The sequence below is a fragment of the Ruegeria sp. BH8 genome (assembly GCF_056538065.1).
The window spans coordinates 163634-190226 of sequence record NZ_JBQFSP010000001.1 but is presented as its reverse complement, the minus strand read 5'-3'; the positions used below and the strand labels follow the sequence as shown (position 1 = coordinate 190226).

Sequence of the window (26593 nt, the reverse complement as noted above, 5' to 3'; positions counted from 1 at the left end):
TCAGGTTCCGATATCCAGCGCCAGCGCGTGGATGCGGGGCACGATATCGCCCAGCGCCTTGTGCACGGCCCGGTGGCGGGCGACGCGGGATTGACCGGCGAATGCGGCGGCGCGGATGCGGACGTTGAAATGGCTTTCGCCGCCTTCCCTGTGGCCTGCATGGCCGCGATGGCTTTCGCTGTCGTCGATCACGTCAAGTTCATGCGGGTCAAAGGCGGCTTGCAGGCAGGTTCGGATTTCGTCGGTCACGCTCATTTATTTGCTCAGCGGCAAAATTTTTGCCGCCCCCCTCTTCTACTTTCGGCTGCTTAGACTAAACTGCTGCCTCCGAGTCGAAAAGATGCGTTCGTGAGGATAGAGCATGGCGAAATCAGACCCCTTCGGATTCGATATGTCCGTTTCCAGCGCCAAGAAAAAGAACCCGCGTGGGCGCCGGGGCATGTCGGGCGCGTCCGAGACCTCGGTCCGGATCTGCGATCACGACGGGTGTGACGAGCCGGGCAAGTTCCGCGCCCCCAAGGCACCGGATGTGCTGGATGACTATTTCTGGTTCTGCCAGCAGCACGTGCGCGAGTATAACCAGAAGTGGAATTTCTTCGACGGCACCACCGAGGCCGAGCTGAACGCGCAACGCTCGAAGGACAAGGTTTGGGAACGTGAGACCAAGCCGATGGGAGACCCGGAGGCGCGCGCCTGGGCCCGTCTGGGCATTGAGGACCCGCATCAGGTTCTGGGCGCCAACAGCACGCAGAACAAGGGGCGCACCTCGGGTGGTGGCGGACGTCGCCTGCCCCCCACTGAACGCCGTGCAATCGAGATTCTGGAAGCCCATGACAGCTGGTCCAAAACCGAAGTGCGCAAGGCGTACAAGAAGCTGATCAAGGTGCTGCATCCGGACATGAACGGCGGCGACCGGTCGCAGGAAGAGCAGTTGCAAGAGGTCGTCTGGGCCTGGGACCAGATCAAGGACAGCCGGAATTTCAAGTAGGGCCGCCGTCAGTCGCCAGCTGTTTACACAGTTTGAACGGATTGTGAGGATGCTGTCTGGAAACCTGTTTCAATTCCCGCAATAGTAGTGGGAATTGAAACAGTGCTTTTCCCGGAGCAACCGCTGTGCGTATGCCTTTCTTTTTGCTGCTTGCCTCACTTTGCGGGCTGGTCGTGGCGCAGTTCTATCCAACCGAGATGGACTGGCTGTTCCTTTTGGCCCTGCTTTGTGTGTTCGCCAGTACGATCCTTCTGATCCGGGCCTGGTTCGGCTGGCGCAGGGCCAACACATGGATCATCGTGGACGGGTCGAACGTGATGCACTGGAAAGACGGCGCACCGGATCTGGCAACGTTGCGGCAGGTTCTGGCCAGCCTGAAGCAAGCCGGGTTTAAACCGGGCGTCGTGTTCGATGCGAATGTCGGGTACAAGGTCGAAGGGGAATACATGAACGACCGGGCGCTGAGCCGCGCCCTGGGCTTGCGGGCCAAGCGAGTCATGGTGGCGCCCAAAGGCACGCCGGCAGATCCCCTGATCTTGCAGGCGGCGCGGGACAGCAAGGCGCGTATCGTGACAAATGACAGGTTCCGGGACTGGGAAGACGAGTTCCCGGATGTGTTGAAAACGGATCGTCTTGTGAAAGGTGGTTTTCGCAAGGATGAGCTTTGGTTTTCGCTTTGACCACGCGACCACAGCTTTACGCAACGATCCGGGTTTCGTAGCGTTCAGGGATGGCACTGACGGGGCCCTGCCCCGGCAGAACAGTTTTGGATGCAAGGACCGTGGCACGCAAAGAGCAGAACCCGCCAAAAGCCAAGATCCCGCCGGATCATCCGTTTTCAGACATCATCAGCGATGCGTACAGGGTTTTTGCCTATCCGAAGCCGAGCAGCATCGAAGTTTGCGAAGGCTGCTGCATGGACGCCGACATTGAGGCGGATTTCTTCACGCCGCCCATTGCCGAGCTGCCCCTGCATTACGTTCAGGACTGGTTCTTTGCCGCTTGTGATCCTGCGGGGATAGCCCGCAACACATGGGGATACCTGCTGCCCCGGATCCTTGAGATTCTGGCCGTGGACGAAGACCCCGCCAGCGTTGGGCTGGAGGTGAGCCTGAACCGGTATGAAACCGGCAACCCGAAGAACTGGTCGCCCGAGGAATGGCAGGTTCTGGATCGGTTCCAGCGCGCATATCTGAAACGCGAGATGGCACGGGAACGCGGCTGCCTGGACGATACGCTTTGCATGTTTGCCCTGGCAGGATGGCCGCTGGAGTCGCTGTTCGAACAGGTCGCCGCAAGCCCGGATACCGAATTGGTGCTGCGTCTGTGGCGCGATTGGTGTGCATATTGTATTCCGGGGCGGGACTCGATCTGGATTACCGCATTCTGGAACAGCCCCGGCAATACGCGGGCCTTTGAGTTTTACACCTCGGAAGCGATGCACGACAGGATGACCCGCATCGCGTTCGCCGAGGACACTCCGGAGGATATCGCGGCAAAGGCACTGTCCGTGGCCAGTGTTATCGAGACCCATGCCGATTGGGCAATGGGTGGGTTGTCGACCTAAGGTCTGAGCCATGCGCGAATGATGTTGGGTTGATGTCCCGGAGGATGAAGGCGTCAAACCTTGTTCGGTTGATCCCCGATTGGCAACTACTGCACTAATGCTGTTAACAGCGCGGCGTGATCCGGGTGCGCACCAACAATGGCGCCACGATTTCCGCAACGTGGGCCTAACCTGCGAACATGCCTCGCAACGCGCGTGCCTCGCGCCCGGTCAGGCAGCTTAGGCGCGTTTGGGGGTGTGGTCCTGCGTCTGAACGCAACACCGGAAAGAGCGCGCGCAGTTCCTCGACATCGTCGCGATGCAGTGATTTCAGCGCCATGTCACCCGGAAACAGGCTTTCGCTTTGCAGACCGTGCGATGTGAGGATCACATGTTCGGCGCAGGCGATGTGATAATATGTCACCGCCTCGCCCGTGGTCACTTGCCGGATGGTATCATCGTTGACCAGATGAATGGCCGCGCAGAACACGCTTGGTGCGCCAAAATAAAGCTCGGCCCGCCAGCCCCCCAGCACAACCCGGTGTTGCGGAGAGAGGTAAAGATCCCTGTCCGGCAGGCCCTTGCCCAACGCATCGCGCCGGATGCAGACCGGGTTGAATTGGGGCCGGATGCGCAGGGTTTGCGCGCTGAGTGTTCGTTTGCCGATCCATTCGATGGGCAGCGTGGTCCCACCGGCCACGCAAACCCGGTCGCCCACAGCCAAATCCTCGACCGGGCGCGGGCCGCAATCCGTTTCGATCAGGGTGCCCGAAACAAAACAGGGCGGATCGGTCGGGTTCAGATCACTCGGGGTGATTTTCCAGTTGCCAGTGGTCATCGGACCGGTTGGGTTATTGGCATCCCAGGCGTAGATTTGCCCGCCGACCTGAATGAATTCTCCGGTTTCCCCGGTTCCGCGGTAGTTTCCTTGCCCCAGATAGGTGTAAGGCTGGAAAGTCGCGCCCCCGTCAAACGACACCATCGATCCGCTGATGATCGCGGATTGTGTCGTGTTCTGGACGATGAGATCGTTCTGGCCCGTTGTCTTGGCCGTATGGAGAAGAACGCTAAATGCCACCTGGCGTCACCAAGGCCATGTTGGCAGATATCGACGCCTGCTGATCACTCGACCCAGAGCAACATTGCAGACGGAGCCGCACCCGGCATTCCCGTTTCACCAACACCCGATCACTTATAAAACGCCCCATAAGACCATTTTATATGTCTGATAAGGTCACTTTCCACAACATATAGTTTGCCGAATGCCCACCTGCATGCAGCATTTCGGACACATGGTTCGGCATCTGCATCCGATCAGGCCGCGCTGTCATTGAGAAACGCGGCGTGATCTGTGCCTTGTACCCGTCGCAGTTGAGGATCACCCGCGCGTCAATAGGGCCAGTTTGAAAGAAAAACCTGCTCACCTTTCCGAGCGGGCGGCTTTCCCTTGCCCTTGCCCGCAATATGTTGCACCACACACGGGTTCAAACCCGGCAATACGGGCCAAAGGATAAGGACAAGGCGAATGGCTGACGGATCGATCGATGTAAACGCAAAACCCACCGAAGATATCTCGGTCCGTGACGTATTTGGCATTGAGACGGATATGAAGGTCAAAGGGTTTGCCGAAGCCACCGACCGTGTGCCCGTCATCGACCCGACCTACAAGTTTGACCCCGAGACAACATTGGCGATCCTGGCGGGCTTTGCCCATAATCGCCGGGTGATGATTCAGGGCTATCACGGCACCGGCAAATCGACCCATATCGAGCAGGTCGCCGCCCGCCTGAACTGGCCCGCTGTGCGCGTGAACCTGGACAGCCACATCAGCCGGATCGACCTGATCGGCAAGGACGCGATCAAACTGCGCGACGGCAAGCAGGTGACCGAATTCCACGAGGGCATCCTGCCCTGGGCCCTGCGCAACCCCGTCGCCATCGTGTTCGACGAATATGACGCGGGCCGTGCCGACGTGATGTTCGTGATCCAGCGGGTGCTGGAACATGATGGCAAGCTGACCCTGCTGGACCAGAATGAGATCATCACGCCGAACCCGTGTTTCCGCCTGTTTGCCACCGCAAACACCGTGGGTCTGGGCGATACCACGGGTCTGTATCACGGCACGCAGCAGATCAACCAGGCACAGATGGACCGCTGGTCGCTGGTCTCGACCCTGAACTATCTGAGCCATGACGCCGAGACGATGATCGTGCTGTCGAAGGCGCCGCATTACAACACTGCCGAGGGGCGCAAGACCGTCAGCCAAATGGTCACCGTGGCCGACCTGACCCGGACCGCCTTCATGAATGGCGATCTGTCCACCGTCATGAGCCCGCGAACCGTGATCAACTGGGCGCAGAATGCCGAGATCTTCCGCAATGTGGGCTATGCGTTCCGCCTGTCGTTCCTGAACAAATGCGACGAGTTGGAACGTCAGACCGTGGCCGAGTTCTATCAGCGTTGTTTCGACGAGGAACTGCCGGAGAGCGCCGCGAGCGCGAGCCTTGGTTAAGGCAAGCATCACCTCTGCGCTCATTGCGACCGTATGCGCTGGCTGTACACCGGTCAGATTTGAAAACCGTTACCCAAATGCCTATTTGGAAGAGGACTTCATATCTTCTCATGACGGTGGAGACGCGTTCGGCGCTCTCAGTTGTGGGTCAGTTTTTCACTATTGGGCAGCGTACAATAGCAAGAACGGTCTCCAATCCGCAAACGAAACCAAAGCGTCAAATGCGTTTCACACGTTACTCGCAAAAATGAACTATCGTTCTGGATGGAAAGACCTACAAAGCCTGTGGAAACGACCTGTATCCAGCGAGGAGCTTGAGCAGTTTGGCCCCCGTGAGGATCCTGTAACCGGTCGGATCTCGCACTCACTTTTTGACAAGTGCAAGAGACTGGCTTCAAGATACCCAGAAACGCAAAACCTAGCAGTTTTTTGAATGAGCAAACCCAACGACAACCCCGCTGATCCGTTCAAGAAAGCGCTAGCCGAGGCCACCAAGGTCATGGCTGATGATCCTGAGCTGTCGGTAACTTATACCGTCGATCCGTCGGGCCTGTCGGGCGAGTCGATGCGGCTGCCGCAGGTGTCTCGGCGTATGACGCGGGAAGAGGTTCTGCTTGCGCGCGGCACGGCGGACGCTTTGGCGTTGCAGCGCCGGTATCATGATGACGCAACCCATGCGCGCTATGCGCCTCCGGGGGATATGGCGCGGGACTTGTACGAGGCGATGGAAACGGCGCGTTGCGAGGCGATGGGCGCGCGGGACATGCCCGGCACTGCCAGCAATATCGACGTCAAGATCGGGCATGAGGCGATCCGGCGCGGATATGACCAGTGCAAGCAGCCTGCCGATGCGCCCTTGTCGGTGGCGGCGGGATATCTGATCCGGCATCTGGCCACCGGGCGCGATCTGCCGCCTGCGGCCGAGAACATCATGAACCTGTGGCGCGGGTTCATCGAGGAACAGGCCGGTGGCGTGTTGGAGAACCTTGATGACGTGCTGTCGGATCAGGCGGAGTTCGCCAAGTTCGCGCGCCAGATGATCAAGGATCTGGGCTATGGCGACCAGCTGGGTGATGACCCCGACGAGTTGGACGACGAGCAGGAAGACCAGGCCGAGGACGACGCCGAGGAACAGCCCGATCCCGACAGCACCGGTCAGGATGATCAGGACGATCAGGACGCGGATGCGACGCCTGAGCAGACGCAGGAAGAGCAGCAGGATCAATCTCAGGCGCAGGTCTCGATGGACGAGATGGCCGAGGATGAGCTGGGTGACGAGGCCGAGATGCCTGATGGCGAAGCGCCGCTGGAGCCGCCTGCCCCGCCGCCCGCATCCGAAGCGGACCCGGATTACAAGGTCTATCTGAGCACGCATGATGAAGAGATTGCGGCCGAAGATCTGGCCGAGCCTGCGGAACTGGAACGGCTGCGGGCCTATTTGGATCAGCAGCTTGAACCGCTGAAAGGCGCGGTGAGCCGTTTGGCCAACAAGCTGCAACGTCGGCTGCAGGCGCAGCAGAACCGCAGCTGGGAGTTCGACCGCGAGGAAGGCATTCTGGACGCGGGCCGATTGGCACGAGTGGTCGCGAACCCCACCACTCCGCTGAGTTTCAAGGTCGAGAAGGATACCGAGTTCCGCGATACGGTTGTCACGCTGCTGCTGGACAATTCGGGGTCGATGCGGGGGCGTCCGATTTCGATCGCCGCCATCTGCGCCGATGTTCTGGCGCGGACGCTGGAACGCTGCAATGTGAAGGTCGAGATATTGGGCTTTACCACGCGGGCGTGGAAAGGCGGACAGGCGCGCGAGGCATGGCTGAACGATGGCCGCCCGCAGCAGCCTGGCCGTCTGAACGACCTGCGCCACATCATCTACAAGGGCGCCGATGCGCCGTGGCGGCGGGCGCGGCCCAATCTGGGCCTGATGATGAAAGAGGGCCTGCTGAAGGAAAACATCGACGGTGAGGCGCTGGAATGGGCGCATCGCCGGATGATCGCGCGGCGCGAGCAGCGCAAGATTCTGATGGTGATTTCGGATGGGGCTCCGGTTGATGATTCAACCCTGAGCGTGAACCCCGCCAACTATCTGGAAAAGCACCTGCGCGATGTGATTGCCATGGTGGAGAAGCGCAAGATGGTCGAGCTGCTGGCGATTGGCATCGGTCATGATGTGACCCGGTATTACGACCGTGCGGTGACGATCACCGATGTGGAACAGCTGGCCGGTGCGATGACGGAACAACTGGCGGCCCTGTTCGACAGTGATCCGCGCGCGCGGGCACGGGTGATGGGGATGAAGAAGGTCAGCTAGGCTGGCCTTGCCTCCGGCGGGAGTATTTCCCAAAAGATGAAAAGGCGGCGATATCGACCGCCCGGCTGAGGGAGGTGTAGCATGTTCCAGTCCTTTGAGGTGACCGCGCGGCCCGAGCAGGGGCCGCCGCGTCTGGCTGCGTTGCGCGCTGAGCTGGTGCGCGAAGGGTTGGACGGGTTTCTGATCCCGCGTGCGGATGCGCATCAGGGCGAGTATGTGGCCCCGCGGGATGAGCGTCTGGCCTGGTTGACCGGGTTTACGGGATCGGCCGGGTTCTGTGCTGCGCTGACCGGCATGGCCGGTGTGTTCATCGACGGGCGGTATCGCACGCAGGTCAAGGCGCAGGTTGCGGATGTGTTCACGCCGGTGCCGTGGCCTGACATCAGCCTGAGTACATGGTTGAAAGCGCAGTTGCCCGGTGGTGGTAAGGTGGGCTTTGATCCGTGGTTGCACGCGGCAGGGCAAATCTCGTCCACGCTTGGCGAGCTTGAGGGCACAGGTATCGAACTGGTGCGCTGCGGCAATCTGGTGGACCGCATTTGGGCGGACCAGCCTGAACCGCCGATGCAGGCGGTCAAGGCGCATCCGATCGAGTTTGCGGGCGAAACCGCTGACAGCAAGATTACGCGACTGGCCGCAGACCTGCGGCAGGCCGGACGAAAGGCCGCTGTGATTACATTGCCGGATTCGATCATGTGGCTGCTGAACATTCGGGGGTCGGATATCGCCTATAATCCGGTGGCCCACGGGTTTGCGATTCTGCATGACGATGGCCGGGTCGATCTGTTCATGGCTGCGGCAAAACTGTTGGAGGTGCAGGATCATCTGGACCCGAAGGTGACGGTGCGCCACCCTGCGGAGTTTCTGGGCGCGGTGGCAGCGCTGGACGGTGCGGTACAGGTGGACCTGAGCACGGTGCCGCAGATCGTGGCGGACGCGTTGGGTGATGCCATGGTGGATGGCGGCGACCCCTGTGCCCTGCCCAAGGCCTGCAAAAACCCGGCCGAAATCGCGGGCAGCGCCGAGGCGCATTTGCGCGATGCGGTGGCGGTGGTCGAAACCCTGTGCTGGCTGGACGCACAGCCCCCCGGCAGCCTGTCCGAGACGCAGGTGGTCACGCGGCTGGAAGAAAACCGCCGCAGGGACAATGTGTTGCAGGATATCTCGTTCGATACCATTGCCGGGACGGGTCCGAACGGCGCGATCATGCATTACCGCGTGACGGACGAGACCGACAGCCGGTTGCAGGACGGTCATCTGCTGGTGCTGGACAGTGGCGGACAATATCTGGATGGCACCACCGATATCACGCGGACGCTTGCCATCGGCTCTGTCGGGGCGGAGGAAAAGACCTGCTTCACCCGCGTGCTGAAGGGCATGATTGCCATGTCGATGCTGCGCTGGCCCGCAGGGCTGGCCGGGCGCGATATCGAATGCGTGGCCCGCACGCCGCTATGGGCGGCGGGGCAGGATTTCAACCATGGTGTCGGACACGGCGTCGGGGCCTATCTGAGCGTGCATGAGGGGCCTCAGCGCCTGTCGAAGGTCAGCCATGTCCCCTTGCTACCCGGCATGATCCTGTCGAATGAGCCGGGATATTACCGCGAAGGGGCCTTTGGCATCCGCATCGAAAACCTTGTGGTTGTGGAAGAAGCCCCGGCCCTGCCCGGTGGCGATGCGGAACGCGCGATGCTGTGCTGGCGCACCCTGACATTTGTGCCAATTGACCGCAGGCTGATCATGGTTGATATGTTGACGCCTGACGAGCGCAGCTGGCTGAACGCCTATCATCGCGACGTCGCGGAAAAAATCCGCCCAAGGCTGGGACATGACGCGCAACTGTGGTTGGATGCCGCAACTGCGCCGATCTGACACCCGCCTGTTACATAGAACGGGCAGAGGAGAGGCCCCAATACGTCGACGGAAGGACCAGAAATGACTGAGATCACGATCCAAAAAGCACCGGGCAAATGGACTGTCCGTTCGGGCGGTGCGATTCTGGGCGAAACGAGCAACGCGCTGGAACTGCACGAAGGCGACAAAGCTCCGGTGATTTACTTTCCGCGCGGCGATGTTGCGATGGCGTTTCTGGACCAGACCGACAAGGTGACGCATTGCGCCGGCAAGGGTGACGCGACGCACTTTTCCATCGTCAACAAATCCTCGGTGACCGAAAACGCGGTCTGGAGCTATGAGGACCCGATTTCCGCCTTGGCCGAGATCAAGGGGTATCTGGCGTTTTATCCGGTAGACTCGGTGAAGGTGGAGCAGATCTAGAGGCGCCGGACAGGGTTTCAGCGGAGGCTTCGGGAACGCTTGTCCCGGTGGCGGGAGCCTTATGAATGTTCCTCGGCCGCGGTGGCTGCAAGGGCCCGGTTGTACGCCTTGAGCGCGTCGACATGGTAGAGCGCGCCGACGGGTGTCTCGGACCCGTCCTGTTCCAGAACGATAACCGGAATGCAGGGTATGTCGTCACGGTCGAAATAGGGCATCGCGGCCTCGAGCGTGGCGCTGGCCTGAACGCACAGGCCCTGTTTGATCAGGGCGTGTGCCTCGTCCGCAGTGATTGAGCGGTCATCCCCGATAGGGCGCATCACCGCCCCGGCGCGCAGCATCGCCAGCAGATAAGCCTGCGGCCCGGCGGCCAGGTGGACATCGCGGCGTTCCAGCTGGGTCAGGAAGAACGACCGGTCCACAAGGCGCGACGCCAATGCGGTGGATATGGATACAGTCACCATCACGGCAAGGCCGATCTGCCAGTCTCCGGTCAGTTCAAACACGATCAGAGTGGTCGAGATGGGCGCGCCCAGAACCGCAGCAGCCACCGCGCCCATTCCGGCAAAGGCATAAAGCGTATGTGTGCCGGACACATCCGGCAGCAGCCCAGTGGCGATCAGTCCGAACGCCAGCCCGGTCAGCGCGCCGATCATCAGAGACGGTGAAAACACCCCGCCCCCCATGCGCCCGCCCATGGTGATCGCCACAGCCACTGTCTTGGTCACCGCAAACAGGATCGCGGTTGTCAAAACCAGATCACCGGTCAGGGCGCGGATCGTGGTTTGGTAGCCGACACCGATGATATGCGGGAACCAGATCGCCATCAGCCCCAGCATCGCGCCGGACACGGCCGGGCGCAGCCAGCCCGGAATGGACAGGCGGTTCTGGATATGGCTGCCGATATCATCAGCAAAGAAGATCGACCGCATCAGCAGCAGCGCAACAAAGCCGCAGATCAGGCCAAGGATCAGGAAGGCGGGAAGTTCAACATAGAATTGCAGCGATCCGGGCGTTTCCAGCGTGAACTCGGTAACGTCGCCATATTCCAACCGGTTGATCACCGTTCCGGCGACCGACGCGATGACGATCGGGGCAAAGGCATGCACGGCGAAGTGGCGCAGCACAACTTCGAGCGCGAACAGGGCCCCGGCGATGGGGGCGTTGAAGCTGGCTGACACGGCGGCGGCGACAGCACAGCCCAGCAGATCACGGCCCGTGATACCGTCGGCATGGATGCGGTTGCTGACCCAGGTGGAGATGACCCCGGCCATATGCACCACGGGGCCTTCGCGGCCCGTTGACCCCCCGGAACTGAGCGTGATCAGCGAGGCAAAGAACGAGGCGATGCCGGCCTTGACCTCGACCCGCCCGTCGGTGATGGCGGACCCTTCGATCACATCAGCGACGGACCTGACGCGCCCGTCATTGGTGAACCGGTTCAGGATCAGGCCCACGACCAGCCCACCGATGATCGGGATGATCAGGATCATGAACCACGGCAGTTTCTCGGCATGGCTGTGCAGCAGCAGAACGTCGTCGGTGTCATAGAGATAGGCCTGCAACGCGCGGATGGCCTTGCGGAATCCAAGCGCCATGAAACCGGCAGCGATACCGATGACCAGCGCGATGAACCAGAACTGGATCTGGCTTGGTCCCCGGCGCAGCATCACCCGCCACGCATCCCTGATCGCGGCCAGAGCCTGATTGAGCTGGTTGCGCAGAACGGTGCGGGTCGACTGGGTCATTGGCCCTCGGGGATCATCACGTAACCCTTAGTAAGCCACGGAGCACCCTAATAAAAGTGAGATAGCGACAGTGTGAGGCCATTTCGTGCCACGGGCGCATCAGGCCTGCAGCAGGGCCCGGGCGGCGGCGCGGGCCTCGTCCGTGATGGTGTCGCCCGCCACCATGCGCGCAATCTCGTCCACCCGGTCGGGTTGGGCCAGAGGGATGACGGTGGACAGGGTTTGCCCGTCCGTGACCTGTTTCTGCACCCGCCAGTGATGCGCCGCACGGGCGGCGACCTGCGGGGAATGGGTGACAACCAGCACCTGCCCGCCTTGCGCCAATGACGCGAGCCTGCGCCCGACCGCGTCGGCAGTGGCCCCGCCGACGCCGCGGTCAATCTCGTCAAAGATCATCGTGCGGGCGCTGTCATCGCCCGACAGGCACACTTTGAGCGCCAGCAGGAAGCGGCTGAGTTCACCCCCTGACGCGATCTTGTTCAGCGGCCCGGCAGGCGCGCCGGGGTTGGTGGCCACGGTAAAGGCCACCGCGTCGGTCCCTTCGGGGCCGGGTTCAGCCGGGGTGAGTTCGGTCCGGAACACAGCGCGTTCCATCTTGAGCGGGGCCAGTTCCGCCATGACGGCAGCGTCCAGCCGCCCTGCAGCAGCTGCGCGGGCCGCGCTGAGGTCGGTGGCGGCAGTGTCATAAGCCTTTTGTGCCGCGTCCACGGCGGCACGTCTGTCTGCTAGGTCGGCATCGCCTGCTTCCAACTGGTTGAGGCGGGTGCGCAGAGTGTCGGCAAACGCGCCCAGATCATCCGGGGCCACGTCGTGTTTGCGAGCCAGTGCGCGGATGGCAAACAGGCGTTCCTCGGCCTGTTCCAGTTCCGAGGGGTTGAAGTCCAGCGCCTGAAGGCAGGCGTTCACGCCATCCTGCGCCTCGCCCAGTTCAATCATCGCGCGGCCCAGCGCGGCAATCGGCTCGTCCAGCTGACCGCCTGCGTTGCCGGACACACCTTCCAGCCAGCGGATAGCGTCGGACATCGCCCCTTCGGCACCGTCCCCGGACAGCAGGGCGTAGGCGCGGGCGACATCATCGCGAATACGCTCGGCCCCCTGCATCATGCGGCGGCGGGCATCAAGTTCGGCATCCTCACCAGGCTGAGGATCAAGCTGATCCAGTTCGGCAACCGCGTGGCGCAGGAAATCTTCCTCACTTCGGACGGCAGCCAGAGCGGCCTCGGTCTCGGCCAGAGCCTTGCGGGCGCGTGACATGTCGGTCCAGGCCGCACGAACGGATGTCAGCCGGTCCGAGACCCCGGCAAAATCGTCCAGCATGGCCCGGTGGCCACGCGGGTTCAGCAACCCGCGGTCATCATGCTGGCCATGCAGTTCGATCAGGGTTTCCGACAGCGCCCGCAGCACATCGCCCGAGCAGCGGCGGTCATTGACCCAGGCGGTCTTGCGCCCCTCGGCGGTGTTGATCCGGCGCAGGATCAGCTCATCCCCGCCCGGCAAGCCCGCTTCGGCCAGTATCGCATGTGCGGGATGATCGGGGGAAAGTTCGAACTCGGCCACAACCTCGCCCTGCGCCGCACCCTGCCGCACCAGTTCGGCCCGCCCGCGCCAGCCCAGAACAAACCCCAGAGAATCCAGAAGGATCGATTTGCCCGCGCCGGTTTCGCCGGTCAACGCATTCAGGCCCGGCTGAAAACTGAGTTCCAGCCGGTCGATGATCAGCATGTCGCGGATATCAAGGGCGCGCAGCATCGGGTCTTCAGCGTCCCAAGCCTAATGCCATGGCGATTACAACCACTCACCCTTGATGGTCTGACGATAGATCGTGCTGAGCCAGTTGTTGCCACGGCTCTTGAGCTGGAGCCCGCGTGAGGTCAGCAGCTTGTAGGCATCGTCATACCATTCCGAGGATTGGTAGTTGTAGCCAAGGATGGCACCTGCGGTTTGCGCCTCATCCAGAAGGCCGAGGGACAGATAAGCCTCGACCAGACGATAGAGCGCTTCGGCGGTGTGGGATGTGGTCTGGAAATCCTCGACCACGACGCGGAAGCGGTTGATGGCGGCAACAAAGTGATCCTGACGCAGGTAGTAGCGCCCGATCTCCATCTCTTTGCCTGCCAGATGGTCAAAGGCCAGATCGAATTTCAACACTGCCGAGGTGGCATATTCGCTGTCGGGATAAACCTCGATCACGGTGCGCAGCGATTGCAGCGCCTGAAAGGTCAGCCCCTGATCGCGCCCGACCTCGTCAATCTGGTCATAATAGCTGAGCGCCAGCAAATACTGGGCATAGGCCGCATCTTCGTCCGTTGGATAGAAGTCGATATACCGCTGGGCCGCGGCCCGGCTTTCTTCGTAGTTCTTGTCGGAATGGAACGAGAACGCCTGCATGATCAGCGCACGCTTGGCCCAGTCGGAATAGGGATACAGACGCTCGACCTCGGAGAAATACCAGGCCGCGTCATCCGAGCGATTCTGCGACAGTTCGTATTCGCCACGGGTGTAGATCTGTTCCGGTGTGAACCCTTCCAGATTCTGATCCCGGTCCGCGCCCTTGTTGCCAAAAAGGCCGCCTGCGTTTCCACATGCCGTCAAAACTGCTGCCAGAAGAACCGCACCTGCGAATCTGACTGCCGCCTTGCTGCCAACCATACCGCCCATCCTTGTCGTCTTACTTAAGGGGGTTCGCCCCGAATTGAGCCATGGTCTAGCACAGAAAATTCCGGTGCAAAACGCCTTATGCAACATCTGGCGCAAATGTCGTCAGAGTTGATCTGATCAGGCGACTTCGGGAATTTCGTTTACGATCAGGCCCTGCCCCGGCAGACGCGCGGCCTGTTCCGGTGTGCACAGAACCGGACGCACAGCACCGGGTGTTTCAAACAGATTGCGCAGCAATGTGTTGGTCAGCGAATGACCCGACTTGTCGCCCGTGAAATGGCCCAGAATCGGCCCGCCTGCCAGGTAGAGATCACCCAGAGCATCCAGCATCTTGTGGCGCACGGCTTCGTCGGCGCGGCGGAACCCGCCGGGTGTCAGCACCTCACTGCCCTGCACCACCACGGCGTTATCCAGGGTACCGCCAAGGGCTAAACCGTTTTCGCGCATGGCTTCGACATCAATGCGGCGGCAGAACGTGCGGCAATCGCTGAGTTCGCGCGCGAACGACCCGTTGCGCATATCCAGTGTCTTGGTCTGGCTGCCGATTGCGCTGTCTTCGAAATCGATGTGAAAGTCGATGATCAGCCCATCCGCGGGCGCGATGCTTGCGCTGGCCCCTTCACGCGATGCGGTGACGGTCTTCAGCACCTCATAGGCCAGCACCGGGCTGGCCTGACGGCGCACGCCCCGGGCCATGATACCGCGCACGAAATCGATCGAAGACCCGTCCATGATCGGCACTTCGGGGCCGTCGATTTCAATCAGTGCGTTGTGAACGCCGCACCCGGCCAAAGCAGCCATGATATGTTCGATTGTGGATACCGACACCCCGGCGTCATTGACCAGACGGGTGCAAAGCGGGGTCCGTTCGACCACGTGATAGATTGCCGGGATCATCGCATCGCCCAGATGGATATCCGTCCGTTTGAACCAGATGCCATGACCAGCTGCAGCCGGTTTCAGGATCATGGTCGCAGGCTTGCCGCTGTGCAGCCCGACGCCTTTAAACGTGACCGGAGATTTGAGCGTATGTTGCAAAATGGGCCTCGGCGAGTGGTGTCCAGCCTTCTGGGGCTGTGTTGGACACTCAGTTAAGGAAGCCCGCGTCAAGGCTCAACTCACTCTTTGTAACCGAATGAAACATGTATGTAACAGATCGGCAAAACCCTGCTTACACGTTCGTAAGCCACTGTTTTAAAAAGAATTAGGGCCGCCAGATGGCGACCCCATGAGTGGATTTTGTTACCGCGATCAGTTGGCCTGACGGCGCAGGAAGGCCGGAATTTCGATACGATCCTGATCCGGGTCGGCCTCATCGTGAATCGGTGCCGTGGCCTCGGACTGGCGCAGAACGGGCTGCTGACGCGGCGGTTGAGCCGGTGTGTCAGAGGCGTGCCCGGTCATCCGGTCGATCAGCCGATTGAAGCCAAACCGCGAGCGTTCTTCGGGTTCGTGATGCGAAACCGCCGCTTGCGGGCGGGGTGCTGCGGCGCGCTGAGCTGCCGAGGGAACCTTCTGAACCGCAGCCTGCAAACGCTGGAGCGCTTCGGGCGACGGGGTGCCTGCGACAGGCGCGCGTGGAGCAACAAATGCCTCGGGCGCCGGTTCGACCTGCTCGGGCTGCGGCTCGAATTCGGCGACGCGCGGTTGATAGGCCGGGGGCGGCAGATCATCCTCATCCCGCTCGTCAAGCGGCTGGAACTGCGGCTGGGCGGGCTCTTCCGCGGCTTCAAACAGCGAAGGTTCGCGGTTTTCTTCCATCTGCGGCGCGGGCTCTGCCATTTCGGCGGCTGCGGGTGCTTCTTCGCGACCATATTCTTCGGCCGAAACGGTGCGGGTCAGCGGCTCGGACATCGAGCGGCGCGCGACCGGGACATCAGCCGTTTTTTCGGTGGCGTCGATGCCGGTTGCAACAACCGACACGCGCATACCGCCTTCCATGGCAGTATCCAGCGTCGAGCCGACGATGATGTTCGCCTCGGGGTCCACTTCCTCGCGGATGCGGTTGGCGGCTTCGTCCAGCTCGAACAGGGTCAGGTCGTGCGAACCGGTGATGTTGATCAGAACGCCTTTGGCGCCCTTGAGGCTGATTTCGTCCAGCAGCGGGTTTGCAATGGCTTTTTCCGCCGCCTGGATGGCACGGTCTTCGCCTGTTGCCTCGCCGGTGCCCATCATGGCTTTGCCCATCTCGTCCATTACGGCGCGCACATCCGCAAAGTCGAGGTTGATCAGGCCCGGACGCACCATCAGGTCGGTTACGCCTTTGACACCCTGATACAGGACATCGTCGGCCATCGAGAACGCCTCGGTAAAGGTGGTCTTTTCATTGGCGAGGCGGAACAGGTTCTGGTTCGGAATGATGATCAGCGTGTCGACGACCCTTTGCAGCGCCTCAACGCCGTCTTCGGCCTGACGCATCCGCTTGGCACCTTCAAACTGGAAGGGCTTGGTCACGACACCCACGGTCAGCACACCCAGTTCACGCGCGGCCTGCGCGATGATCGGAGCAGCGCCGGTGCCTGTGCCGCCGCCCATGCCCGCGGTGATAAAGCACATATGCGCGCCTGCCAGATGATCGACGATCTGTTCGATGCTTTCTTCGGCAGCTGCGGCACCCACGGCCGGACGGGCCCCCGCCCCCAGACCTTCGGTGACCTTCACACCCAGTTGCACCCGCGCCGAGGACTGGCTTTGCTGCAGCGCCTGCGCGTCGGTGTTGGCGACGACAAAATCGACGCCGTCCAGCTGTTTTTCAATCATGTTGTTGACAGCGTTACCGCCCGCACCGCCAACGCCAAATACTGTAATCCGAGGCTTCAGTTCGTCTTGCCCGGGCATCGAAAGATTCAATGTCATGCTCTGTCCGCCTGTATTTATGTTCCGCCAAAGCGGTGTTTTTCTTACCTATCCTTGCTCGATTCTAGCGGGCTGATGCGAAAAGGTCACGTCAAAAATCGCGATTCACCACAAAATATGGAGGAAATAAGGCAGAAACCGGCGGCATTTCGCAGGTACTGCCAGATATAGCGGAAACAGCGGCGACCATCACAAGCCAGACGACCCCGGCGCGAGGACTCAGCCGTTCGTCACGCTTTCGTCGACCATCATTTACACTGCGGAAAACTGCTCAGGTCCTGCCGCGAGGCCTCTGCCGGGCCTTGTGGATATCTTGAGGGATAAATCGACGCGCTGCAACCGGATTTTTCAACTGAGCGGTGCACTTGGACAGTTGAGGCTGGTTTCGGTGATGCTGCGCACCTCCTGGATTTCGCTTTCTGCAAACGAGGCCAGACGCACCATCAAACGGCCTTCGTGCAGGAAGGGCCACCAGCAGACGGGAATACCATCCGGGTCGTTGTCATAGAGAAAGCAGATCTGACCGTTTGGCGTGGTGATCTGCCCATAGACACAGCCCTGCCCTTCTTGCCGCCAGACCGAGATGTGACGGTTCAGAAATTGCTCGGTCCCGACGAAATAGCCGCTGCGAATCTCATGGAAGGTGAGCGTTTTGCCGACGGCGGCATCCAGAAATGCCTCGGGTGTGATGATGGTCTGGGCCGAAACCCATCCCGGCAACAGGGCCGCACACAAAGCGGCCCGGCACAGGGGGCTACCAGTTGTCACGGAACCACCGAACGGCCCGCTTGAACGGGCGCGCGGCGTAGGTGTCGACCGGGATTTCGAAATCCCACCATTCGTCCTGCGGGTGCGCCGCAAATAGGCTGAGCCCCACAGAGGACGAGAACGCCGGACCTGTCGCCGATTGCGGCAGGCCATGCACCCGCAGCGGGCGACCCAGACGCACGCGTTGACCAAGGATGCGGGTCGCCAGACCGTCCAGCCCCATGATCTGACTGCCGCCACCGGTCAGAACGATCTGCTGGCTTGGCATATGTTCAAACCCGGCCGCATCCAGACGCACGCGGACCTCTTCAAGAATTTCCTCGACGCGCGGACGCATGATGCCGATCAGTTCGGCGCGGCTGACGGTGCGGCGGTCGTGTTCCCAGTCACCGGTATCGCCGCCGATATCGATCATGTCACGGTCATCAGCGCCGGTCGCATGAACGCCGCCATTGAACGTCTTGATCCGTTCCGCCACTGCCGCGGGCACGCCCAGCCCCATCGAGATATCGGCGGTCACGTGATCGCCGCCCATGCGCACGCAATCGGCATAGATCATGTGTTTCTTCATGAAGATCGAAACGCTGGTGGTGCCGCCGCCCATGTCGATACAGGCCGCGCCCAGTTCCTGCTCATCCTCGACCAGCGCGGAAATTCCCGAGACATAAGCCGAGTTTGCAATCCCGGCGAGTTCCAGATCGCAGCGTTTGATACAGCGCACGATGTTCTGAATCGCCATCGCATCGACGGTCAACATGTGCATATCGACCGCAAGGCTTTGACCCATCTGCCCGCGCGGGTCGATCAGGCCCGAGCGGTTGTCGAGCGCAAAGTTGACCGGCTGTGCGTGCAGCACCTCGCGCCCGTCGCCGTAATCCGGCACGTCGCAGGCGTTCAGAACACGGCCCACTTCGGCCTCGGACACCAGTTGGCCATCCAGATCGACCTGCGCGTCCAGCCCGTAAGAGCGCGGGTTGGCCCCCGAGAAACAGGCGATGACGTGATCGACACGGATATCGGCCATCTTCTGCGCCGCCTGAAGCGCGGTGCGGATGGCGCGTTCGGTTTCCTGCATGGCGGTGACTTCGCCAAACTGTACGCCGCGCGAACGTGTCGTTGCGGCCCCGATCACCCGAAACCCCGTCTGCCCCGCCATCGAGCCGATGGTGTTATCTTCACTCAGCCGACCCGATCCGTCAAAACGCAGAACGAGGCAGGCAATCTTGGAACTGCCCACATCCAGAATCGCGATCACACCGCGTTGCAATGCCTGGCGCCGCATCTGACGCATGGCACGTTGGGACTGATAAAGATCGGTCATCATGCTCGTTACTGCCCGTTACTCATTGTCACTTTAGTATTCCACCAGTCTTCGCTGGCGGCTTTGGTCATTCGGATGGTGGGACGCTGGCCTAGGCGCATGTCGACCACGGCCACGTCGCGTTCCAGAAGGTCCTGCACTTCGTTCACCGCAAGCACGCGTTCCAGCGCGCGCACCGGGCGTTCGGTCGGCAGCATGATGCGCTGGCCACGGTCCAGGACCAGATCCCAGCGCCGTTCACCCACGCGCACCAGCCCGCGCACACGGTTGCCCAGGCTGCGGGCGGTCTGAAAGATCTCGAGCGCCTGCGCCACATGGGCATCCGCACCCGCGCCCGCGATCAGCGGCAGGTCGGCATGGTCCTTGCGAGAGGTGGTTTCCTTGACATGCGCGCCGGTCTCGTCGAGCAGTTCGAGCCCGTCATGCGTCCGCCAGACAATCACGGGCTGACGCTCGACCACGTTGACCTGAAGGATGCCGCCCGGACGGATGCGGACGGTTGCCGATTTCACCGGATCAAGCCCTGTGATCGTGTCGCGCATCTGTTCGACGTCCAGATCCCATGAACTGATCGGGAAATCCAGAGGCACGACCTCGCGAATATCATCGGACAGGCTGGTGCCTGCCCCGTCGATGGCCATCAGGTTGACCATGAACTCGGGGCGTTCCTGAATCGAGGTGCGAATATCGGCGATATAGGTACCAAGCGCCTCGCGCCGGTCCTGAGAGGCAAAATAGACACCAACTGCCGCGGCAATGGCGCAGATCGGCAGGCCAAGCTTGACGCCCAGGCGGATGCCCGGTGTCAGCATCCAGCGCTGAAGACGATAGCTGAGGCGCGACGGGGCCGGATCACTGCGGCGTGCGGTGCGAGAAAACACCCGCGCCCCGCGCAGACGCAGAATAGGCTGGGTGTCATGCGGTTCCGTATCGGCCGAGGCAAAATCGGCATCCGGCCCGGCAAGGGGTTTGGTGCGATGGATTTCCAGAGAGCGGCTGGCGATTAACGGTTGCATGAGGCGTCCTCAACCATCCAGGCGCAGAGCTGGCCAAATGTCATGCCCAGATGCGCGGCCTGTTCCGGGGCCAGTGAAGTGGGCGTCATGCCCGGCTGGGTATTGGTTTCCAACAGAAACAGCCCATCAGCACCCGCGCTGTCATCCCAGCGAAAATCGGTGCGGCTGACGCCCCTGCAGCCCAAAGCATCATGCGCGCGCAGGGCATAATCCATGCAGCGATCAAAGATGTCCTGCGGGATATCGGCGGGGACCACGTGCCATGATCCGCCGGGTTTGTACTTGGCGTCGTAGTCGTACCAGCCGCCATCGGTCATGATCTCGGTCACGGTCAGGGCGCGGTCGCCCATCACGGTCACGGTCAGTTCGCGCCCGGCCACGTATTTCTCGACCATGATCTGGTCGGGCATGTCTTCGGACAGCTGCGGCGGGCCATTGGCGTTTTCGTGGACGATGTAGATGCCGACGCTGGACCCTTCGTTATTGGGTTTGGCCACATAGGGCGGTTCCATCACGTGGGCGCGGGTCACCGCGGCCCGTGGAACGATCACGCTGGGGACAACGGGCAGACCCTCGGCCTGATAGACGTCCTTGCTGCGTTGCTTGTCCATGGCAAGGGCCGAGGCCAGAACACCCGAATGGGTATAGGGAATCCGCATCCATTCCAGCATCCCCTGCACGCAGCCATCCTCGCCCCAGCGGCCATGCAAGGCGTTGAAAACCACATCCGGCTGAATATCCAACAGGCGCGCATAGAGGTCGGGACCTGCGTCCAGTTCGACCACTTCAATACCTTCTCCCACAAGGGCGGCCGCGCATTCGCGCCCAGAGCTGAGAGACACCTCGCGTTCCGCCGAGGGGCCGCCCATCAATACCGCCACTTTGGGGTTTGTCCTGCTCGACATACCCAATGTGCGCCTCAATGTCCCCGGACCTTATGTGGTGGTCCGTACTGCGTTTATGCCTTTGATCCGTCGCCTGAATTTGCCTGTTTTGGTCTGACGGTCGGGGCTTTATTCTTTTAGCGGATCACCGACCCGCATGATTTCCCACTCTAGCGTGATGCCGCTTGTTTCGTAAACCTTTTTTCGCACCTCTTCGCCCAGACCTTCGAGGTCGTCAGCGGTGGCGGTGCCGGTATTGATCAGGAAGTTCGAGTGTTTCGGGCTCATCTGCGCCCCGCCGCGTGTCGCGCCGCGCATTCCCGCATCGTCGATCACTTTCCACGCCTTGAGGTCATGCACGTCATCAGCCTGCCCGGTCGAGGAAAACCCGGCCGGGTTGCGGAAGGTCGATCCGGCACTGCGGTCTTTGGTGGGTTGGGTTTCGTCACGCTTTTTCAGTTGCGCTTCCATTCGGGCATGAAGGTCATCGGGATCGCCGGACGGGCCTTCGAACGTGGCCGAAATCAGAACGGCACCTTCGGGCAGGTCGGACTGGCGATAGCGAAAGTTCAGATCCTCGGGCGTCAGGTCCCGCAGGTCGCCCTGTCGGGTGACAAAGGTGGCCTTGCGCAGCACATCCGCTGTGTAGCTGCCATAACAGCCCGCATTCATCCGCACCGCGCCCCCGATCGAGCCGGGGATGGTGCGCAGAAAGGTCAGGTCCACGCCCGCATCCGCCGCCTTGCGCGCAACATGTGCATCCAGCGCCGCCGCGCCCGCAGTGACGGTGTTGCCCTCAACCGAGATGGCGTTGAACCCGCGCCCCAACCGGATCACAACAGCCCGCAAGCCACCATCGCGCACGATGAGGTTCGAGCCGACCCCCATCGGAAAGACCGGCACATCATCCGGCAGATCGCGCAGGAAGGCCTGCAAGTCTTCGACATCGGCAGGTTGGAACAGATAATCCGCCGGCCCACCAACGCGGAGCCATGTGAGGTCAGACAGGTTGCGCGCTTTGGACAGGCGGCCCCGGACATCGGGAAGAACAGGGGGAAGCAGAGTCATGTAGTCGCGCGCACCGCCAGGCTGCGCCCACCGACCCCGCCCATTATTGCGGCGAAAAGGAAGGGAAGAACACCGGCAGTCAACCAGACCAGCGGGCCGAACGCCTTGTCTTCTTCACCCGTTCCGACACCAGCCAGCACGACGATCAGCCCCAGACCTACCGCGGATGTCAGCCCGATCAGCCACAGAAGGCTGCGCAGGCCAAGCCAGCGGCCCGCCGTAAACCCGGCAGCGGCACCCAGAACGAAGGAAACGAGCGGCAGATAGGCAAATGTGGCGATTGTCGCCATGACAGACCTCCTGAAGTTGGCCGGTTATTCTTTGGCCGCCTTCATGCCCTGCATTTTCGACTTTGTCCAACGGGTCAGATAAATCACCGGCCAGCGCAGCACGGACATGCCCATTGCCAGCACCAGCAGCCCGATCCAGGGGCCGTTTTCATAGGTGACATAGCCGACGATGGGAATGCCCACGATGATCAGGATATAGGCGCGCGTCCAGTGGTTGTCGGTACTGGGGATCAGCGCAAGGATGTTGGCGGCAAAGCCCCACAGGGCCGCCAGAGCGATAGACCATGTCATTCCGCGACCTCGTGCCCTGTCCATTTGCGCCAGTAATACCGGATGGGGTTGCGAAACATCGACACGAACCCGGCAAATGCCGCGACCGACCAGAACCAGCCATGGACATACCCAAGCCACACGACCAGCACTGGTGCGCAGATCAGCAGGACAAACCCCAGCGGGAATTGCAGCCGCATCGGCAACATTGCCACGATGGTGGCGCAGATCACCCAAAGCGCTGCAAAGATCATCGAATAGTCCATTCGCCCCTCCGAGGACACGCGACTGCTGCAGTCAGAGTATCACACTTTTAAGTTGTGCGACAAACAAATGACGCGTCAAACAGCTTGTTTTCTTTGCAATCTCTCGGGCAAGCCGTTGGCCCAGGCGCTGATCGTACCGGCCCCGAGGCAGACGACCATATCGCCCGGACGGGCCTGTTCGCGCACGAGGCGTTCGAGATCGTCTTCATCCAGCAGCGCACGGGCGTGGCGGTGGCCGTGACGGATCAGGCCCTGCACCAGATCGTCGCGCGAGGCACCTTCGATCGGGTCTTCGCCAGCGGCAAAAACCTCGGCAATCGCCACAACATCGGCGTCGTTGAAGCAGGTGCAGAAATCATCAAACAGGTTGGACAGGCGCGAATAGCGGTGCGGCTGATGCACGGCGATCACGCGGCCTTCGGTCGCCTGACGGGCGGCCTTGAGAACGGCGGCTATTTCGACCGGGTGGTGGCCGTAATCGTCGATGATGGTGACACCGTCGATTTCCCCGACCTTTGTAAAGCGACGGTTGACGCCGCCGAAATTGGCCAGCGCGTCGCGGATTTCCGCAGCTTTCATGCCCAGATGACGGGCGACGGCAGCGGCGGACAGCGCGTTTGAGACGTTGTGATCGCCGGGCATCGGCAGGGTGCAGCCTTCGATCATCTTGTCTTCGTATTGCAGATGGATGTCGAAATGCGCCACGCCGCCCTTGTAGGTCAAGTTCACCGCCCGCACATCCGCCTGCGCGTTGAACCCATAGGTTCGCACACGGCGGTCGGTGATGCGCCCGACAAGGGCCTGAACCTCGGCATGATCGGTGCAGCAGACGGCCAGACCGTAGAATGGCAGGTTCGAGACGAATTCGTAGAAACCGTCGCGCAGCCTGTCGAAATCACCCCAATGTTCCATATGCTCGGGGTCGATATTGGTGACAATGGCGATGGTTGCGGGCAGGCGGTTGAACGAGCCATCGCTCTCGTCGGCTTCGACCACCATCCATTCGCCCTGCCCCATCCGCGCGTTCGATCCATAGGCGTGGATGATGCCGCCATTGATCACGGTCGGATCGAAATCGCCTGCAACCATCAGTTCGGCCATCATGGTCGTCGTGGTGGTCTTGCCGTGCGTTCCGGCAATGGCAATGTTCGAGCGCAGGCGCATCAGTTCGGCCAGCATGTCGGCGCGGCGGACAACGGGCAGCCCTCGGGCGCGGGCTTGGTCCAGCTCCGGGTTGCCCGGTTTGATCGCGGTCGAGACAACCACGACGGCGGCGTTTTCTAGGTTTTCGGCGCGCTGGCCGACGAAAATCTCGGCCCCCAAACTGGCCAGACGGTCAGTGATCTTCGAAGCTTTCAGATCGGAGCCCTGCACCTGATACCCCAGGTTCAGCAGCACCTCGGCGATGCCCGACATACCAATCCCGCCGATGCCCACGAAGTGGATCGGCCCTACGTCCTGCGGCAGTTTGGTTGCTGGGTTCATGTGGTCTCCTTCTGCGCCAGCTGCTCGACCAGAGCGACCAGACGCTGGGTGGCATCGGGCGCCCCGACCGACAGGGCACCATGGGCCATTTTCTGTGCGGCTTCGGGGTTCGTGAGAACCGTGGTGATTTGCTGTGTCAGCGTGGGAACGTCAAGCGCATTTTCCGGGATCATGATGGCCCCGCCGGCCTGCACCAGCCCGCGCGCGTTGGCGGTCTGATGATCCCCGGCGGCAGCAGCAAACGGGATCAGGATCGAAGGGCGACCGATGACCGAGATATCGGCCACGCTGGACGCGCCCGAGCGCGAGATCACCAGCTGCGCGTCCGACATGCGGCGGGGAATGTCATCGAAGAAGGGCTGAACGTCGGCGCGGATACCATGGTCTTGGTAGAATGCGCTGACCCGTTCGCCATCTTCATCCCGCGCCTGATGCGAGACACGGATATGCGCGCGAAGGTCTTCGGGCAGCGCGGCAATCGCACCGGGCACCATATCGCTGAGGATGCGCGCGCCCTGCGAACCACCCATCACCAGAACCGACATCGGATAGTCACCCGGCGGGATATACCCGGCGGCGGCGCGGTCCAGAACCGCGGCACGCACCGGGTTGCCGGTGTGAATGCCATGCGCGCCTTCGGGCAGATCCGTCGGCCAGACGCCGCAGGCCACCTGCGCAACGCGGGTTGCAAACAGCTGGTTCACGCGGCCCAGTACCCCGTTCTGTTCATGGATCATCCGCGGTATTTTCAGCAGGGTCGCGGCGCCCAGCGCCGGGATCGACGGATAACCGCCAAAGCCCACGACAACATCGGGTTTGTCGCGCATCATCTGGAAGACCATGCTGGTGACACCACCAGCGATAATCGGGCCAACCATCGCCTTTGCCGCCAGACCGCCACGGGCGAAGGTGGCCGAGGACGCCTCGACAATTTCGGTCGAATGGGGAAAGCCACCGGTATAGCGCGCACCGCGCGGGTCGGTGGACAGGCGCACACGCCAGCCCTTGTGCAGCATCGCCTCGGCCAGCGCCTGAGCGGGGAACATATGGCCCCCGGTGCCGCCAGCCGCAATCAACAGGTAAGGGTTCCCCATTATCCTCGTCCGCGCAGAATATCGCCTAGTTCGCCCTGTGGGCGGTTTCGGGTGAAGGCCAGCAGCATGCCAACGGCAATACCGCCAGCAATCAGGGACGAGCCGCCATAGCTGACGAACGGCAAAGTCATGCCCTTGGCGGGCAGCAGACGCACCGCAACACCCATGTTGATCATCGCCTGAACGCCAAACATGCAGGCCAGACCGGTACCGGCCAGACGAATGAACATGTCGCGTTCGCGCATCAGCCGCAGCAGCGAGCGCACGACGATCAGCGCATAAAGCGCAATGATGATCATGACGAGGATCAGGCCGTATTCCTCGGCCGCGACGGCGATGATGAAATCGGTATGGGCATCGGGCAGCGACCATTTCACCTGCCCTTCCCCCACGCCGACGCCGAACAAGCCACCTTCGCGGATGGCGTTGGTGGCATAGCCCAGCTGGGTGGTCGGATCGACCTCTTGATTCAGAAAGCCGTCGATGCGGCGGGCAAAGTGTTCAGAATTCGAATAGGCCAGCATCCCGCCCAGAACGACAACACCGGCCATGCCCAGCAACAGCAGCATCGGGGCCCCGGCTACGAAATACATGACGCCCCAGCCGAACAGGATCAGGCAGGCCTGACCGAAATCGGGTTGCATCACCAGCATGGCCACGATGGCCATGCAGAGCGCAAAGGACCACAACCGCCCCGGAGGGCCATTGATTTCCTGTGAGGCCGCCAGCAGCCAAGCGGCCACGACGACAAAGCCGGGTTTCAGAAACTCGGACGGTTGCAGCGAGGCAAAGCCCAGCGAATACCAACGCACCGCACCCTTGCCGAAATCCGTTCCAAACACCGGCAGGAAGACCAGAGCGACGAAGGCCCCCAGAAAACCCAGAACGGCCAGACGCCGCACCAAGGTTGGAGACATCATCGAAGTCAGCAGCATCGCGATCAGCGCCAATCCGCCGAACAAGGCCTGACGCTCGACATAATGGAAAGGGTCGAACCCGTTGCGGCCGGCCAGTGGCGGTGAAGAGGCCAGCCCCAGCAACAACCCGATGGTAAACAGGATCAGAACGCAGGACATCGTCCAGCGATCGATAGTACGCCACCATTTCGGTAGAATCGGTTCTCCGCGCTGGTCCTGGACCGCGCCATACACCATCTCAGTCATGAGATACCGCCACTCTCTGCCTCGTTAACGCCCCGTTTTCGGGATCTGGCTGAGAGTCTACATGCAATTTGGCGA

The 26593-nt window shown here is 61.5% G+C and carries 25 protein-coding genes; 7 read left to right on the top strand and 18 right to left on the bottom strand.

Annotation, left to right across the window (positions count from 1 at the left end):
* Entirely contained in the window at positions 1–255 is a 255-nt protein-coding gene (locus tag ACR0AD_RS00945; RefSeq protein ID WP_267365906.1) for a BolA family protein, read from the bottom strand.
* Between the two features lie 106 nt (positions 256–361).
* On the opposite strand from ACR0AD_RS00945, the gene ACR0AD_RS00940 reads away from it, so the two are divergent.
* The 3 genes from ACR0AD_RS00940 to ACR0AD_RS00930 all read left to right on the top strand — a co-directional run bounded on the left by ACR0AD_RS00940 (position 362) and on the right by ACR0AD_RS00930 (position 2555).
* On the top strand, positions 362–988 hold the full coding sequence (locus ACR0AD_RS00940; RefSeq protein WP_480475989.1) for a J domain-containing protein: 627 nt from the start codon (positions 362–364) through the stop codon (positions 986–988).
* Between the two features lie 131 nt (positions 989–1119).
* A complete protein-coding gene (locus tag ACR0AD_RS00935) occupies positions 1120–1668 on the top strand; it encodes an NYN domain-containing protein (protein WP_480486270.1) in 549 nt (182 codons plus the stop codon).
* 101 nt (positions 1669–1769) lie between these two features.
* The gene (locus ACR0AD_RS00930) at positions 1770–2555 is read left to right on the top strand and encodes a hypothetical protein (protein WP_480486271.1); all 786 of its coding nucleotides are present in this window, start codon (positions 1770–1772) and stop codon (positions 2553–2555) included.
* A gap of 166 nt (positions 2556–2721) precedes the next feature.
* On the opposite strand, the gene ACR0AD_RS00925 is transcribed toward ACR0AD_RS00930, so the two are convergent.
* On the bottom strand, positions 2722–3612 hold the full coding sequence (locus ACR0AD_RS00925) for a Hint domain-containing protein (RefSeq protein WP_480486272.1): 891 nt from the start codon (positions 3610–3612) through the stop codon (positions 2722–2724).
* Positions 3613–4059: 447 nt separating this feature from the next.
* Here ACR0AD_RS00925 and cobS point away from each other — a divergent pair, with 447 nt between their 5' ends.
* The 4 genes from cobS to ACR0AD_RS00905 all read left to right on the top strand — a co-directional run bounded on the left by cobS (position 4060) and on the right by ACR0AD_RS00905 (position 9634).
* A complete protein-coding gene (gene cobS / locus ACR0AD_RS00920; RefSeq protein WP_209504507.1) occupies positions 4060–5046 on the top strand; it encodes a cobaltochelatase subunit CobS in 987 nt (328 codons plus the stop codon).
* A gap of 433 nt (positions 5047–5479) precedes the next feature.
* Complete coding sequence (gene cobT, locus ACR0AD_RS00915) at positions 5480–7357, top strand: cobaltochelatase subunit CobT (protein WP_480481834.1); 1878 nt, start codon at positions 5480–5482, stop codon at positions 7355–7357.
* Positions 7358–7438: 81 nt separating this feature from the next.
* Positions 7439–9229 carry an aminopeptidase P family protein gene (locus tag ACR0AD_RS00910; RefSeq protein WP_480486274.1) on the top strand — a complete coding sequence of 597 codons (1791 nt, stop codon included), beginning with the start codon at positions 7439–7441 and terminating at the stop codon, positions 9227–9229.
* A 63-nt stretch (positions 9230–9292) separates the two neighbouring features.
* Positions 9293–9634, top strand: a complete 342-nt coding sequence (locus ACR0AD_RS00905; protein ID WP_480486277.1) for a DUF427 domain-containing protein — start codon at positions 9293–9295, stop codon at positions 9632–9634.
* A gap of 59 nt (positions 9635–9693) precedes the next feature.
* Here ACR0AD_RS00905 and ACR0AD_RS00900 read toward each other — a convergent pair whose 3' ends face one another.
* From ACR0AD_RS00900 to ftsW, 16 genes are all read right to left on the bottom strand, one after another.
* Entirely contained in the window at positions 9694–11379 is a 1686-nt protein-coding gene (locus tag ACR0AD_RS00900; protein ID WP_480486278.1) for a chloride channel protein, read from the bottom strand.
* 99 nt (positions 11380–11478) lie between these two features.
* Positions 11479–13128, bottom strand: coding sequence for a DNA repair protein RecN (recN, locus tag ACR0AD_RS00895; RefSeq protein WP_480486279.1), 1650 nt, complete (start codon positions 13126–13128; stop codon positions 11479–11481).
* 36 nt (positions 13129–13164) lie between these two features.
* Positions 13165–14028, bottom strand: a complete 864-nt coding sequence (locus tag ACR0AD_RS00890; protein ID WP_267363885.1) for an outer membrane protein assembly factor BamD — start codon at positions 14026–14028, stop codon at positions 13165–13167.
* Between the two features lie 126 nt (positions 14029–14154).
* Positions 14155–15075, bottom strand: a complete 921-nt coding sequence (gene lpxC / locus ACR0AD_RS00885) for a UDP-3-O-acyl-N-acetylglucosamine deacetylase (RefSeq protein WP_267363883.1) — start codon at positions 15073–15075, stop codon at positions 14155–14157.
* A gap of 213 nt (positions 15076–15288) precedes the next feature.
* A complete protein-coding gene (gene ftsZ / locus ACR0AD_RS00880; RefSeq protein WP_480486280.1) occupies positions 15289–16893 on the bottom strand; it encodes a cell division protein FtsZ in 1605 nt (534 codons plus the stop codon).
* Between the two features lie 348 nt (positions 16894–17241).
* Entirely contained in the window at positions 17242–17661 is a 420-nt protein-coding gene (locus ACR0AD_RS00875) for a hypothetical protein (protein ID WP_480486282.1), read from the bottom strand.
* A complete protein-coding gene (gene ftsA, locus ACR0AD_RS00870; RefSeq protein WP_209504922.1) occupies positions 17648–18982 on the bottom strand; it encodes a cell division protein FtsA in 1335 nt (444 codons plus the stop codon). Before ftsA ends, ACR0AD_RS00875 begins: the two co-directional genes overlap by 14 nt.
* A gap of 8 nt (positions 18983–18990) precedes the next feature.
* The gene (locus tag ACR0AD_RS00865; RefSeq protein ID WP_267363880.1) at positions 18991–19998 is read right to left on the bottom strand and encodes a cell division protein FtsQ/DivIB; all 1008 of its coding nucleotides are present in this window, start codon (positions 19996–19998) and stop codon (positions 18991–18993) included.
* On the bottom strand, positions 19986–20909 hold the full coding sequence (locus tag ACR0AD_RS00860; RefSeq protein ID WP_480486483.1) for a D-alanine--D-alanine ligase: 924 nt from the start codon (positions 20907–20909) through the stop codon (positions 19986–19988). Before ACR0AD_RS00860 ends, ACR0AD_RS00865 begins: the two co-directional genes overlap by 13 nt.
* Before the next feature lie 102 nt (positions 20910–21011).
* A complete protein-coding gene (murB, locus tag ACR0AD_RS00855) occupies positions 21012–21950 on the bottom strand; it encodes a UDP-N-acetylmuramate dehydrogenase (protein WP_480486284.1) in 939 nt (312 codons plus the stop codon).
* Complete coding sequence (locus tag ACR0AD_RS00850) at positions 21947–22240, bottom strand: hypothetical protein (protein ID WP_209504519.1); 294 nt, start codon at positions 22238–22240, stop codon at positions 21947–21949. Before ACR0AD_RS00850 ends, murB begins: the two co-directional genes overlap by 4 nt.
* A gap of 24 nt (positions 22241–22264) precedes the next feature.
* Complete coding sequence (locus ACR0AD_RS00845; protein ID WP_480486286.1) at positions 22265–22531, bottom strand: DUF2484 family protein; 267 nt, start codon at positions 22529–22531, stop codon at positions 22265–22267.
* Positions 22528–22776, bottom strand: a complete 249-nt coding sequence (locus ACR0AD_RS00840; protein WP_480475953.1) for a DUF2484 family protein — start codon at positions 22774–22776, stop codon at positions 22528–22530. The genes ACR0AD_RS00845 and ACR0AD_RS00840 overlap by 4 nt, the downstream gene beginning before the upstream one ends.
* A gap of 75 nt (positions 22777–22851) precedes the next feature.
* Entirely contained in the window at positions 22852–24261 is a 1410-nt protein-coding gene (gene murC, locus ACR0AD_RS00835; RefSeq protein ID WP_209504522.1) for a UDP-N-acetylmuramate--L-alanine ligase, read from the bottom strand.
* On the bottom strand, positions 24258–25355 hold the full coding sequence (locus ACR0AD_RS00830) for a UDP-N-acetylglucosamine--N-acetylmuramyl-(pentapeptide) pyrophosphoryl-undecaprenol N-acetylglucosamine transferase (RefSeq protein ID WP_480486288.1): 1098 nt from the start codon (positions 25353–25355) through the stop codon (positions 24258–24260). Before ACR0AD_RS00830 ends, murC begins: the two co-directional genes overlap by 4 nt.
* Positions 25355–26518 (bottom strand): putative lipid II flippase FtsW, encoded by a 1164-nt coding sequence (gene ftsW / locus ACR0AD_RS00825; protein WP_209504524.1) that lies wholly within the window; start codon positions 26516–26518, stop codon positions 25355–25357. Before ftsW ends, ACR0AD_RS00830 begins: the two co-directional genes overlap by 1 nt.
* Positions 26519–26593: the final 75 nt, after the last annotated feature.